Source organism: Rhizobacter koreensis (assembly GCF_013366375.1).
Classification (GTDB): Bacteria; Pseudomonadota; Gammaproteobacteria; order Burkholderiales; family Burkholderiaceae_C; genus Schlegelella_A; species Schlegelella_A koreensis.
The window spans coordinates 277,667-290,273 of sequence record NZ_JABWMJ010000001.1 but is presented as its reverse complement, the minus strand read 5'-3'; the positions used below and the strand labels follow the sequence as shown (position 1 = coordinate 290,273).

The 12,607-nt window shown below is 72.3% G+C and carries 11 protein-coding genes; 3 read left to right on the top strand and 8 right to left on the bottom strand.

The genetic code is table 11. The annotated features are described in order from the left end of the window. The first annotated feature begins 47 nt into the window (after nucleotides 1-47). Nucleotides 48-689: a YbhB/YbcL family Raf kinase inhibitor-like protein gene (locus HQN59_RS01275; protein WP_176065297.1), complete on the top strand. Its 642-nt coding sequence runs from the start codon at nucleotides 48-50 to the stop codon at nucleotides 687-689. Between the two features lie 200 nt (nucleotides 690-889). After that, entirely contained in the window at nucleotides 890-2,641 is a 1,752-nt protein-coding gene (locus HQN59_RS01270) for a carboxylesterase/lipase family protein (RefSeq protein WP_176065296.1), read from the top strand. Between the two features lie 45 nt (nucleotides 2,642-2,686). Here HQN59_RS01270 and HQN59_RS01265 read toward each other — a convergent pair whose 3' ends face one another. Then, nucleotides 2,687-3,301 carry a LysE family transporter gene (locus HQN59_RS01265; protein WP_176065295.1) on the bottom strand — a complete coding sequence of 205 codons (615 nt, stop codon included), beginning with the start codon at nucleotides 3,299-3,301 and terminating at the stop codon, nucleotides 2,687-2,689. Nucleotides 3,302-3,372: 71 nt separating this feature from the next. Here HQN59_RS01265 and HQN59_RS01260 point away from each other — a divergent pair, with 71 nt between their 5' ends. Continuing rightward, complete coding sequence (locus HQN59_RS01260; RefSeq protein ID WP_176065294.1) at nucleotides 3,373-4,719, top strand: class I SAM-dependent methyltransferase; 1,347 nt, start codon at nucleotides 3,373-3,375, stop codon at nucleotides 4,717-4,719. 98 nt (nucleotides 4,720-4,817) lie between these two features. Here the strand turns inward: HQN59_RS01260 and HQN59_RS26720 are convergent, their stop codons facing one another. The 7 genes from HQN59_RS26720 to HQN59_RS01225 form a co-directional block, all read right to left on the bottom strand. Then, on the bottom strand, nucleotides 4,818-5,756 hold the full coding sequence (locus HQN59_RS26720) for a PEP-CTERM sorting domain-containing protein (protein WP_176065293.1): 939 nt from the start codon (nucleotides 5,754-5,756) through the stop codon (nucleotides 4,818-4,820). A gap of 64 nt (nucleotides 5,757-5,820) precedes the next feature. Beyond that, nucleotides 5,821-7,125, bottom strand: coding sequence for an OmpA family protein (locus tag HQN59_RS01250; protein ID WP_176065292.1), 1,305 nt, complete (start codon nucleotides 7,123-7,125; stop codon nucleotides 5,821-5,823). Beyond that, nucleotides 7,122-9,011, bottom strand: a complete 1,890-nt coding sequence (locus HQN59_RS01245) for a serine/threonine-protein kinase (RefSeq protein WP_176065291.1) — start codon at nucleotides 9,009-9,011, stop codon at nucleotides 7,122-7,124. Before HQN59_RS01245 ends, HQN59_RS01250 begins: the two co-directional genes overlap by 4 nt. A gap of 254 nt (nucleotides 9,012-9,265) precedes the next feature. Then, complete coding sequence (locus HQN59_RS01240; protein WP_176065289.1) at nucleotides 9,266-9,880, bottom strand: MaoC/PaaZ C-terminal domain-containing protein; 615 nt, start codon at nucleotides 9,878-9,880, stop codon at nucleotides 9,266-9,268. Nucleotides 9,881-9,965: 85 nt separating this feature from the next. Continuing rightward, a complete protein-coding gene (locus HQN59_RS01235) occupies nucleotides 9,966-10,229 on the bottom strand; it encodes a hypothetical protein (RefSeq protein ID WP_176065287.1) in 264 nt (87 codons plus the stop codon). 142 nt (nucleotides 10,230-10,371) lie between these two features. Further along, entirely contained in the window at nucleotides 10,372-10,881 is a 510-nt protein-coding gene (locus HQN59_RS01230; RefSeq protein WP_176065285.1) for a pyridoxamine 5'-phosphate oxidase family protein, read from the bottom strand. 111 nt (nucleotides 10,882-10,992) lie between these two features. Further along, on the bottom strand, nucleotides 10,993-12,600 hold the full coding sequence (locus tag HQN59_RS01225) for a UdgX family uracil-DNA binding protein (protein ID WP_176065283.1): 1,608 nt from the start codon (nucleotides 12,598-12,600) through the stop codon (nucleotides 10,993-10,995). Nucleotides 12,601-12,607: the final 7 nt, after the last annotated feature.

Sequence of the window (12,607 nt, the reverse complement as noted above, 5' to 3'; positions counted from 1 at the left end):
AAGCGAGGTCGCGCGGCACCCGCCGCGGTGCGACGACGGAGACGTTCATGCTCGAGAAGCTGCCCGACGTGCTCGGCCATGCGTTGCGCAACCAGCGCGCCGGCCTGGACAAGATCGCGTTCAACCAGATCGACCTGCGCCAGGGCACGGCCGCAATCGCGGTGCAGAGCCTCGCGTTCGTCGACCACGCACCGATTCCCGAGCGCTACACCGCCGACGGCGCGGGGCTCTCGCCGCCGCTGCAGTGGACGGGCGTGCCGTCGGCCGCAACCGCGCTGGTGCTGATCGTCGAGGACGCGGATGCGCCGACGCCGCAGCCGCTGGTGCACGCGATCGTCGTCGAGCTCGCCGCCGAGGACGGGGCGCTGCCCGAAGGCGCGCTCGACAGCCCCGACCACGACGGCAACGGCCTCAAGACGGGGCGCAACTCGTTCCTGCAGTCGAGCTGGCTGCCGCCCGACCCGCCGCCCGGCCACGGCGTGCATCGCTACGCGTTCCAGGTGTTCGCGCTCGCCGGTGCCGAGCCGTTCTCGGCCGTCCCGGGCCGCGACGAGGTGCTGGAGGCGCTGCGCGAGCACGCGGTGGCGAGCGGGCTCCTGATCGGCACCTACGAACGCCCCGACACCAGCGTGAAGACCGACGACGCGGCGCCGGTCGAGGTGCCCGTCGGGCCGACGCTCGCGGCCTGACGCGGCGCTGCGCTCGCTGCATGGGCGCCCCATCCACGACGCCGACGTCTGCCCCGTGTGCGTTCGCGGCCGCCGCGTCAAGTAGCGACTTCCGCAGCGCCGCAACGACGCCGCTCGCGCATGATCGCTGCGCGCGAACGTCCGACGGCCGTCGGCCCGCAGCGCGCGTGCCCCTCCACCGCAACCGAAAGCCATCAGCCATGTCCCTGCGTTTCTTCAAGGCGGCCAGCATGGCCGTCATCACCGCCCTCGGTCTGGCCGCCTGCGGCGGCGGCGACGACGACAACGACGACGAGGTCGCGCTCACGCGAGCGACCGCCTTCGGCAGCGTCGAGGGCATGAACGAGGCCTCGGCGAACGGCACCGTGTCGTGGAAAGGCATCCCCTTCGCCAAGCCTCCGGTCGGCGCGCTGCGCTGGCGCGCGCCGGTCGACCCCGACCGTTGGACGACGACGCGCAGCGCCAACCAGTACGGCAACGCGTGCGTGCAATACGGCCGCATCTACGGGCCGGGTGCCAACAACCGCCACGACGCGACGATCGGCACCACGCTGAACCAGGCCGTCGGCAGCGAGGACTGCCTCTATCTCAACATCTGGCGGCCGGCCAACAACAACGAGAACCTGCCGGTCGTCGTGTTCATCCACGGCGGCAGCAACGTCTCGGGCTACACCGCCGACCCCGTCTACGAGGGCGCCAACCTCGCCAATAAGGCCAATGCCGTGGTCGTGACGGTGAACTACCGGCTCGGCATCTTCGGCTTCCTGAATCTGCCGCAGCTCAAGACCGGTGACGTGCGCGAGGACTCGGGCAACTTCGCGCTGCTCGACAACATCAAGGCGCTCGAGTTCGTGAACCGCAACATCGCCAACTTCGGCGGCGACCCGGGCAACGTCACGATCATGGGCCAGTCGGCCGGCGCGATCGACGTGTGGGCGCTGATGACGTCGCCGCTGATGGTGAACGCGAGCCCCAGGCTGTTCCACCGCGTGATGCCGATGAGCGGCGGGCTTTCGCTCGCGTCCAACCTGCCGGCGGGCAGCCTGCCGACGCTCAACACGGCGGCGAGCGCGCTCGCGCAAGGCAATGCGCTGCTGCAGCAGCAGCTCATCGTCAATGGTCGGGCCACCGACGTGACCTCGGCGAACACTTATCTCACGACGCAGTCGAACGGCGACATGGCGGCGTTCCTGCGCCAGCGCACGCCGGCCGAGCTGCTGTCGACGCTGCTGACGCGGCTGGCGCCGCTCGGGCTCTCGGGCTCGGGGCCGATCCCCGACGGCACCGTGCTGCCGGTCGACCCGGTCGCCGCGATCGGCAACGGCAACTACGTGAAGGTGCCGGTGCTCGCCAGCAACACGCGCGACGAGGCCAAGCTGTTCCCGACCTTCCTCGCGCTGTCGCCGGCTCTCGGCGGGCGCAGCGGCCGCCTGGTGACCGACGCGCAGCTCTTCAACACGCAGTTCAACTACAACCCCGACGCGGCGCCGACCGTGACGCTCGCGCAGTGGATCCCGGCGCAGTACCTGCCGGTGACGACGCCGGTGACCGGCTTCAACGCCGCCACCGACCTGCTGAACCGGATCTTCTTCATCGCGAGCCGCGACAACATCCTCAACGCCCTCAAGACCCAGCAGGCCGACGTCTGGTACTACCAATTCGACTGGGACGAGGAAGCCGCGCCGTGGAACGACATCTACGGCGCCGCGCACGCGTTCGACCTGCCGTTCGTGTTCGGCAACTTCGGCCCGTCGCTGTTCTCGAACGTGATCGGCGGCACCGCCAACCGCGCCGGCCGTCTCGACCTGTCGGCGGCGATGATGGACAGCGTCGGCGCGTTCGCCCGCAACGGCAATCCGAACAACCCGTCGCTCGGCGTCACCTGGCCGACGTGGCCGAGCAAGCTGCTGTTCGACGCCACCAAGACCGCCAAGGCGATCCGGGTGCAGTGACCCGCGACGCGCGGCCGCCCGCGACCGCGCGGCTTCGGCAAGGCGTCAGCGCGAGAGCGCGAGCTTCACGCCGAAGCCGATCAGCAGGGTCCCGGCGACGCGGTTGAGCACCCGCGTCGCGGCCGGGTTGGCGCGCAGGCGCTCCGCGAGCCGGTGCGTCAGCAAGACGACGATCGCGCCGTACAGGAAGGTGAGCGCGGCGATCGTCGCCGCCATCACCGCGAACGTCACCAGCCCGCGATGCCGCGCCGGGTCGACGAAGAGCGGGAAGAACGCCATGTAGAAGACGATCGCCTTCGGGTTGAGCAGCGTGATCGCCATCGCCTGCTGGAAGTAGTCGCGCGGCCGGATGTCGAGCACCGGCGCATCACCGGGCTTGATGAGCCACATGCGCCAGCCGAGCCACGCCAGGTACGCGGCGCCGAGCCACTGCACCGCGACGAACGCCGGCGGATAGGCGCTCAGGAGCGCAGCGACGCCGGCGACCGCGAGCCACATCAGCACCTGGTCGCCGGCGATCACGCCGAAGGTGGCGGCGAGCCCGCCCGCGATGCCGCCCTTGCCGGTCGAGGTGATCAGCGCGAGGTTGCCCGGCCCCGGGATCATCAGGAACACGATGATCGCGGCGACGAACGCGGGGTAGTCGGCGATTCCGAACATCGGGGCTTCAAGGCCGCACGGCGGCGCGGGCGGCGGGGGATGCTACACAATCGCGGCCCCCAGGAGCGAGCATGTCAGACCGCCCGGCGGCGAGCCCCGACGCGGCGTCGCCCGACACTTTCGAAGCGCTCGTGCAGCGCGCCCTCGCCGACGCCAGCTTCGTGCGCCTCGTGCTTGCCGGCAACCGCGTCGCCGGCTCCGACCTGCGGCGCGTGACCGTGCGGGCGATCTCGCTGCGCGGTGCGCCGGCGCTGTCGTTCGTGCACTCGCACGGCACGCGCGACGTCACCCGCAACGAGGGCATCGACGAGGGCCTCGCGTCGATCCGCGAGTTGCTCGCCGGCACCTTCGCGCACGCGCACCTGACGACGCGCGCCGAGCTGATCGAGCTGCGCATCAGCCGCAAGGGCAAGCGCACGGTGCGGCGGAGCGCGCTCGCGGGGGAGCCTCCTCCCATAGAAGCCGGTGGAGATGCCGACCCGGCGCGCGCCCATGGTCGTGCGCTGCCCGCCGGTGCATCGAGCGTGCCGTCCGATGCCGCGTCGCGCGCCCAGCCGGGCGGCTCGAGCGGGCCGCCGCCGGCCGTGGCGGCCGCGACCCATGACCGCCCCAAGCACCGCTTCGTCGACATCACGCGGCCGTACCTGGTCGAGCTCGGCGTCACCGACGCGGCGCACCGCCTGGTGCCGGCGCTGGCGCGCAAGTGGAAGCAGATCAACAAGTTCGTCGAGATCTTCGACCACGCGCTGCGCGGCGGCGGGCTGCTCGAGTCGGCGCCGATCCGCGTCGCCGACTTCGGCAGCGGCAAGGGCTATCTCACGTTCGCCGTCCACGACCACCTGCGGTCGCTCGGCATCGAGGCGCGCACCGTCGGCGTCGAGCTGCGGCCCGACCTGGTGGCGCTCTGCAACGGCATCGCCGAACGCACCGGCCTCGCGGGCCTGAGCTTCGTCGAGGGCGACCTGCGCAGCCACCAGCCGGATGCGCTCGACGTGATGATCGCCCTGCACGCCTGCGACACCGCGACCGACCATGCGATCCATCTCGGCATCCAGGCCGGCGCGCGCGTGATCCTCTGTTCGCCGTGCTGCCACAAGGAGCTGCGCCCGCAGCTCCGGAGTCCGCTCGAGGTCGCGCCGATGCTGCGCCACGGCGTGCACCTCGGCCAGCAAGCCGAGATGGTGACCGACAGCCTGCGCGCCCTGCTGCTCGAACGCGCCGGCTACGAGGCGCAGGTGTTCGAGTTCGTCGCGCTCGAACACACCTCGAAGAACAAGATGATCCTGGCGGTGCGGCGCGCGCCGGGAGCGGAGGGACGTGCGGCGGCGGCGGCGGTCGAGATCAACCGCATCAAGCAGTTCTACGGCGTGCGCGAGCAGCGGCTCGAGCAGCTGCTCGTGGGCTCGGGCAGCCGCTGAGCGCGCGCAGCCGAAGCTTGTCGCCCGCCGATCACGCCGCACGCCAACAAAGAAGGGCCGGGGTCGCGGGCCCCTTGATGCAACCCGGGGCGAGTGCCTCAGGCAGCGCCGCCCTTGCGCGAGCGGCCGACGAGCGTGCCGCCGGCGAGCAGCAGGCCGACCAGCGCGAGCGACGAGGGCTCGGGCACCGCGGCGGCAGCGCTGCCGAACACGTCGAGGCGCGCCGAGTTGAGCGTGAAGCTCGAGCCGGAGCCGCCGAGGCCGTTCTGCGCGAACGAGAGCACGAATTGCTCGGCGGCGACGATGCTGTTGAACTGCGCGGCGCTGCTGGCGAACGTGAAGGTCTGGGTGCCGCTCGCATTCAGGAAGTCGCCGAACGTAGTCGCTGATACCACGTAGTTCGGCGCACCGCGCGTGTTCCAGCGTTCGAAGAAACCGTCCTGCGCGCCGCTGAACGACAGCGTCACGTCGAAATGGTCGATGCTGGCCCAGTCGAGGCTGGAGAAATTGAAGATGTCGCCGAAGCGGTTGCAGCTCGAGGCCGAGGTCGCGCGCACCGTGACCGACGTCGCGTTCAGCGTGTCGCAGTTACCACCGGGGTGGTAAACGCTCATGATGGTTTCCGCCTGGCGGCCGGGATTCGTTCCGTACAGGTGTTCGACCGAGCCGAGCAGAACCGGTGCGGCGTTCGCGCCGAAGGTGGCGCCGATGCCGACGAGCGCGGCGACGAGGGTTTGCTTCTTGAGGTTCATTCGCGAGGGTGGTGGGGTATAGATACCCTCTTGCCAACGCAAGTCGAATGCCAGCTCTAAATTCGTTGAAGGAACCCGTGCACCCCGGTCGCTTAGCTCGACAAGCGGGAATAGTTGGAGTATGTCGAATCGCCTGGTGTAAAGCGAACCGACAGTTTCCCTGGCTTCGAGGCCGGGGTGGCGACGGTTTGTCGCGGCCGCGCGGAAACCGCCGTGCAGATACCGTTCGAATACCGGTCGTCGTTTCGCAGAAAAGCCGAATCTCGAAGCAAGGAGATTCGTCACGCCTCAGCGTCTCGGCCGACGGGCGGTGGTTTACCGGAACGCCGCGGAACCGCGACGAGAAACCTCAGCTGCGCGTCGTCGGCTTGGCTGGCGTGGCCGCTGCCGGCTTCGCATCCGGCGCGCCTTCGGCCGGGATCTGCTCGCAGCCGACGATCTTGAACTCGACCCGGCGGTCGAGCACGTCGAAGCCGTTGTCGGTGCCGCTGCCGACCAGGTTCTCGCGAAAACCCTTGCCGATCGCTGCCGTCCTGGCGCCGAGCACCGGCGCCTGCGCGACCAGCAGCTGGCGGATCACGCCGGCGCGGCGCAGCGACAGCGCGTCGTTGAGCGTCGCGTCGCCGCTGTTGCTGGTGTGCCCGACCACGTTCATGCAGGTGTTCGAGCGCACGCTCTCGCGTGCGATCTGGCGCAGCCACATGCCGTACGAGCCGCTGATCTTCGGGTCGGACCAGAACTCGAGGCTCCCCGGGTTGAACAGGAACTTGACGCCGAGTTCGTTGTACTGGATGCCGAGCGCCACGATCCGGCCGAACGCCTGCTCGGCTTCGGCGACACGGCCGAGCCGCATGTTGGTCAGATAGATGCCGCTCTCGATGCGCAGCTGCTGGCCGCCCGCGTCGTTCTGCATGTCCTCGTAGCGGCCGAGCGCGTCGCGGTAGCGCTCGGCGTTGTAGAGCGTCGTCGCGGCGTCGATCTGGGCGGCGACGCCGATGCGCTCGAGGTAGTAGGTGTCGGCCGGCTGGCCGACCGCGGTGCGCGAGGTGCGCGCATAGCCCTCGCTCACCTTGTCCTTGATGACGATCGGGCTGTCCTTGTAGTAGCGCAGCGGCGACGGGTCGAGCGCTTCGTCGCGCGCGTGCACGGTGGTCTGCGCGATCACCTGGCGCGTCTTGAGATCGGTGAGCGCGAGGTCGATGCGGACGCCCGCCGCCGGCGCTCCGCCGGGCGCGCGCGTCATCGTCCCGGTGAGCAGCAGCTGCGCGTCGGGCAGCGTGTCGCCGCGGAACGGCACCAGCTCGAAGCGACCGGTCTTGCGGCCGAGGCGCTCGCCGACCAGCTTGCCGAGCAGCGCCGTGGTCGCGGTCTGCTGCCCGCTCGTGGTCTCGAGCATCGGGTCGAGCACGACGCGGCGGCGCGGCGCCTTCGGGTCGACCGGTGTCAGCGTCGCCTCGAAGCGCGCCAGGAACGCCGGCAGCGCGCCGGTCTGCGCCGCCAGGTCGTCGGCGCCGCGTGCGGCGGCGGTTTCGAAGCCGAGCGGCTCGGAACTCGTGCAGGCGACGAGCGCGGTGAGGCAGAGCGCGGCGAGGCCGGCCCACGCCGCACGGGCGGTGCGGGCGCGGCCGCTCGGGCGAGCGGTGGATCGATTCACTTGCAGGTGCGCCTGTAGAACTCGGCGTCCGCGGCGCCGAGCGGCGCGAGCGAAGCCTTCTGGAGGATTTCGACGCACCGCGCCTGGCGGCCGCTGGCGCCGAGCGTGGGAGCGGCGCCCGGGTCGGGTGCGGCGGCGTTGGCGACTGGCGGCGTCGCGTCGGTGGGCGCTGGCGTCAGGGGTGACGGCGCCGCGGCGGCAGGATTCGCGGCTGGCCCCGTGGGCGTGCCGGCCGTGCGGAGGTCGACCGCTGGTGCGGTGGCCGGGCGCGCCGGCTCGGCGCCGAGGCGCGCGGACGGATCGGCAATCGCCCTCGCCGTCGATGGCGTGCCGTTGCCGCCCTGCGGATCGGCGGCCGGCGTCGTGGCAGGAGCGCCGGGGAGCAGCACCGGTGCGGCGGTCGGCGCGTTCGCCGGGTCCGTCGACGTTGCCGGCGGCGCGACGCCCGCGCTACCCGGCAACGCCGACACGGCGGCGGCGCTGCTGGCTGCCGGCGCCGGCCTGCCGACCGCGACCATGCTCGCCGATGGGCCGGCCTGGGGCGCCGCGAGCGCCGGGGTGGTCGCGCCGATGCTCTGGGCGCGAGCGGCGTTCGGCGGCGGCTCGCCGGTCGCCAGGGCCGGCGGGCGGACCAGCACGACCGAGCCGACCACGATCAGCGCGGCGCCGATCGCGATCGCCGCGACCTTGGCGCGCGGCGGCGGGGCTTCCGGCGGGGTGACGGACTCCGGGGGAGCCGCCTCGACGGGGTCGAGCTCGGCCGGCCGGGTCGGCTTGGCCGGCGTCGGTGCGCCCGCGGGCGCCGAGCGCGTGGCGCCATGCGACGCGCCCGCCCGGCGCTCGACGGCCGCGGCGAGCGCCGCGCGGGCGGGGTCGAACGGCTCCAGCATCAGGTCGGCCGGCGCCGCCGCTTCGGGTGCGTGCAGCCCCCGGATCGCCTCGAGCCAGTCGACGGCGCGCTGCGGGCGCGCGTGCGGGTCGAGCGCGAGTGCGGCGTCGACCGCGCGCAGGAACGGCTCAGCGTATAGGCCCGCCGCGACGGCGGCGAGCGGCAGCAGAGTGTCGCGCTGCAGCCGCTCGGCGGCAGGTGGCGGCGGCGTGCCGGCGATCGCCAGATAGACGAGCGCGGCGACCGCGTACAGGTCGGCCGCGGCGCCGACCGCCTCGCGACCGCCGGTGCCGACCTGCTCGGGCGCGGCCCAGCGCGTGCCGGTCGCGTCGAGGGGCTGGCCCAGCGCGCTCTCGAGCGCCCGCGTCGCTGCCGCGAAGCCGCCGAGCACCGGGCCGGCCGGGCCGATTCGCACCGACTGCGGCTCGATCGCGTGATGGAAGCGCCCGGCCTCGTGCAGCACGGCCAGGCCGTCGAGCAGCGGCCGCAGCCAGCCCAGCAGCGCCGCTTCGGACGGCACCTCGCCGGCTTCGGCGAGCACGTCGCCGAGCGAAGGCACGGCGCTCGCCGGCAGCAACGCGTAGGCGCTGCCATGCTCGTCCCAGACACCGATGATGCGTTCGAGCGCGGGGTGGACGATGCGCGACAGCGCGCGCATCTCGCCGATGTAGGTATGCAGGCCGGCGTCGTAAGCCGCCTGCCGCTCGTCGGGCTCGGGTACCAGCGTCAGGCCGTCGTCGAGGCGACGCGCCAGGCCCGCCGGCGCGTATTCGGCGATGCGGAAGGCGCGGCCGGCGTCGTCGTCGACCCGGTAGACGATGCTCGACGCGTGGCGGGCGGCGACGCCGCGCACCGTGTGGCCGCGCAGCCGGGTGCCGGCCGGGAGCGCGAGATCGCCGGCCGCGGCGGCGGCCGGGCGGACCGGCGCGCCCACGCCGCTGCCGCCGCCGAGGGTGTCGGCCGCGGGCGCGGGAACGGCGGAGTCGGGTCGCGGCATCGGGCGTCCTGAAGGAGCGACGGCGGGCCAGCCGGCCGTTGCGACAGCAGAGCGGCGCGATTGTCGAATGCGCCCGTCGCTCCGTGGGGCCGCGGCGTTGCGTCTCGGACGCACGATTTCACGCGCCGTGCCGCTGCGTGATGCAGCCGGCGGGTCGTCGGTCACCCTTCGGCGGCCCTTCGCCGCCGGAGTGTCGGCATGGCGGCCACGGGTGCGCCGGCGGTGAGCCGCGCCCGCGCCGACGCGAGTCGGGTTCAGGTGCCGGTGCTGCCAGCGCGGGTGTCGGCGTCCGTCGTGCTCGCCGGGACGGCGCTGCCGGCCGATGCGTCGCCGCCCGATGCATCCGGTGCCTGACCGTCAGCGGAGGTCGTCGCATCGCCCAGCCGCGCCCGGCGCCGAAAGATGCCCCAGCCTTCCATCGTCAGCACCACGTCGCGGTGCTGGTTGAGCGCCTGCGTGGTCGAGCGCACGAGGCCGAGCTCGGGCTTGCTCGCCATCGGCCGCGCCTCCATCACCTCGACGCGGACGCTCAGCGTGTCGCCGGGGTAGACCGGCTTGACCCAGCGCAGCTTGTCGATGCCGGGCGATCCGAGGCTCGCCGAATCGAGCAGGTAGCCGTCGCAGAGGATGCGCATCGTCATCGCGCAGGTGTGCCAGCCGCTCGCCGCGAGACGGCCGAACAGCGAAGCGGCGGCGGCATCGTCGTCGAGGTGGAACGGCTGCGGATCGAAGTCGGCGGCGAACGCGAGCACCGCCTCGCGCGTGACCTCGAGCGAGCCGTACTCGCGCACCTGGCCGGGCGGGAAGTCCTCGAAGTAGTAGCGCGGCTCTCGGGCGGCCTTGGCAGCCGCGGCAGGTCGGTCGTTCATCGCCTCGTGCGGGTGGCGCGCCTGCAGCAGGCGCGGGTGTCCGCCGAGGATAGCCAACGCCGCGCGGGCGCGTGGCCGATGCCCGCTAGAGGCCCAGGAAGTGGCGCAGCAGACCGGGTGCGGCGATGTCGCGCGGCGTCACCGTGCGGCGCGTCGGCGCCGAACCGGCGGTCGCGAGGCGGTCCAGATCGAGATCGAGCTCGACCGCGTGCGGCGCACGCCCGAGCGGAGCGGCGTCGGCATGCAGAACGGGAGCCGCGACGCGGCCGATGCCGATGCGGGCCAGCGATCCGGCCAGCGAGGGGAGTTCTTCCCACTCGATCGCACCGGCGTCGGCGCGGGGCTGCACGCGCGCAGGGACGAGAGGAGACGGAGCGTGACGCATGGCAGGACGAGGGGCACCAACGATGCCGCCATGATCCGCCTCGCCGTCACGTCGCGAGGCGCCGAAAAGCGCGCCCTTGGCAGCGCAGTTCGTGCGCGCCCGCCGGTCAGCGCATCCGGATCTCGCCGTGCTCGCCCATGTTCGTCGGCGGATCGCCGGTGACCACGGCCTTGGCCATGTGCAGGAGCTGGACGAGCTTGCTTTCCTTCACGTCCCAGTAGTTGGCGTGGATGATCTCGACCTCGACCAGCGCGACGTCGGGATCGTCCGGACCGTTCGGGAACCACGCCTCGGTCATCTTGTTCCAGAGCTCGTGCTTCTTGGCGGCGTCCTCGCGCACGCGGGCGGTGCCCGAGACCGAGACGTAGCTGTCGGCACCCGGGTCGGCATAGATCACCGCGACCGTGGGATCGGCCTCGATGTCGTCGACCGGCCCGTTGCTGCGCGACATGAAGAACCACAGGCTCGCGTTCTCGTCGAGCGCCTTGTTCTGCGTCGTCATCGGGCGCGCATGCAGGTGACCGTTCGAGTGGCGCGTCGTGAACATCGCGAAGCGCATGTCCTTGATCAGCTTCCACAGCAGTTCTCGGGATTCGGGGCTGTTCACTTCCTGCATGGCGGCGGTCCTCGTTTGCGTTGACGGTCGGCCGGCTTCCCGGCTCTGCCGCCATTGCAGCAGCGCGGCCGGCGCGCCGCAGTCGGGGTGCGACGCCTTCGCCTGTAGGAGTCAGCCGGCCTCGGGCTCGAACAGCGGCCCGGCCTTGCGCAGGTCGTCGAGCCAGGCCGCGTACGCGGCCTCCTTGTCGGCCGGGTCCATGCGCAGCAGCGCCGACGGGTGCAGGGTGATCAGCACACGGCGGCCGTCGGCGCGCTCGAGCCACTGGCCGCGCAGACGCGTCACCGACACGGCCGCGCCCATGAGCTGGCGCGCCGCGGTGGCGCCGAGCGCGACGATGCCTTCGGGCTGCACGAGATCGATCTCGCTCTCGAGCCAGTGCAGGCAGGCGGCGGCCTCCTGCTGCGCCGGCGTCTTGTGGATGCGGCGCTTGCCGCGGAGCTCGAACTTGAAGTGCTTGACGGCGTTGGTCACGTAGACCGCGTCGCGCGAGAAGCCGAGTTCCGTGAGCGCGCGGCTCAGCAGCTGGCCCGCCGGACCGACGAACGGGCGTCCCTGCAGGTCTTCCTGGTCGCCCGGCTGCTCGCCGACGAACATCAGGCGTGCCCGTTGCGGCCCTTCGCCGGGCACCGATTGCGTCGCCAGGTCGCCGATCGGGCACTCGCGACAGCGGTTGGTGAGCGTGCGGATCGCCTCGAGGTTGGTCGGTGCCTCGCCGCCCGGCACCGGTTCGCGGCCGGGTGCCGGGTGCGGGGTGGTATCGCCGACCGCCGGGCGGCGCCGGGGCGCCGTGGGTTCGCTCTCGATCATCGTCATGCTCCGTTCGGCGGCGTGCGCCACCAGCGGCTCGATCAGCCGCGCTTCCGGCAGGTTGTGCCAGTAGCGCTTGGGCATTTCGCGCTGCATCTGCTCGACCTTGAGGCGCGCGGGGTTGAAGATGCTTCGGTAGTAGGTGAGCCAGAGCGCCTCGCCGGCATCGGCCGGGGGCGCGTCGCTGCGCTCGGCGCCCGGCTCGACGCGCAGCTGCGAACCGTCCCATGCGATGCAGCGCTCGGGCGTGAGAATGGCCCAGCGCATGTTCGCGAAGCGGCGCACGAAGAACGGCGCGATCGCCTCGACGATGTGGTGCTCGGGCTCGAACCAGGCGACGTGCAGCGGGGCGGCGCCCGCGCCGGCGGCGTTGCCGCTGCCGGCCTCGCGTCCTGCCGCGGCGGCCGGCGTGTCCGGCTCCGCCGCGTCGACCGCATCGATCGTCCGGAAGCGAACGAACGCCTTCATCTTGTGCAGGTCGCGCTGCACCGCGTGCGCCATCTGTTCGGCAGCGATCCAGTCGGCGTCGATCGGGTCGTCGCGCAGGCGCGGATCGGTCTGCAGACGCCAGAGCAGCCGGTACAGCAGACCGAAGCGACCCGCGTCGCGATGCAGCACCACGTGCTCGGCGAGGCTCATGAAGCGCGGCGGCACGAACACCGGGGGCGCGTCGCCGGCGCCCGGCGCGTCCGCGGGCGCCGCCTCGCCGCCCTCGAACAGCCCGGCCGAAGCCGCGTCGGCGGTATGCCATTCGACCTGCTCGGGCGGCACCTGCGCGGCCCAGAGCGCCCGGCAGGCGCGCCGGAAGCCGTCGAAATCGGTCGCCTGCGCGAGCGTGATCGAGCGGCGAGTGCCGGCTCCAGGCTGCTGCGCCGTCGCGTGCTCGCTCGACCCGGGCCCGGGGCTCATGCGCGCG

Coding starts and splice junctions, on each gene's coding strand:
- HQN59_RS01275 (WP_176065297.1), top strand. CDS start 48: ATGCTCGAGAAGCTGCCCGACGTGCTCGGCCATGCGTTGCGCAACCAG.
- HQN59_RS01270 (WP_176065296.1), top strand. CDS start 890: ATGTCCCTGCGTTTCTTCAAGGCGGCCAGCATGGCCGTCATCACCGCC.
- HQN59_RS01265 (WP_176065295.1), bottom strand. CDS start 3,301: ATGTTCGGAATCGCCGACTACCCCGCGTTCGTCGCCGCGATCATCGTG.
- HQN59_RS01260 (WP_176065294.1), top strand. CDS start 3,373: ATGTCAGACCGCCCGGCGGCGAGCCCCGACGCGGCGTCGCCCGACACT.
- HQN59_RS01245 (WP_176065291.1), bottom strand. CDS start 9,011: ATGCCGCGACCCGACTCCGCCGTTCCCGCGCCCGCGGCCGACACCCTC.
- HQN59_RS01240 (WP_176065289.1), bottom strand. CDS start 9,880: ATGAACGACCGACCTGCCGCGGCTGCCAAGGCCGCCCGAGAGCCGCGC.
- HQN59_RS01230 (WP_176065285.1), bottom strand. CDS start 10,881: ATGCAGGAAGTGAACAGCCCCGAATCCCGAGAACTGCTGTGGAAGCTG.
- HQN59_RS01225 (WP_176065283.1), bottom strand. CDS start 12,600: ATGAGCCCCGGGCCCGGGTCGAGCGAGCACGCGACGGCGCAGCAGCCT.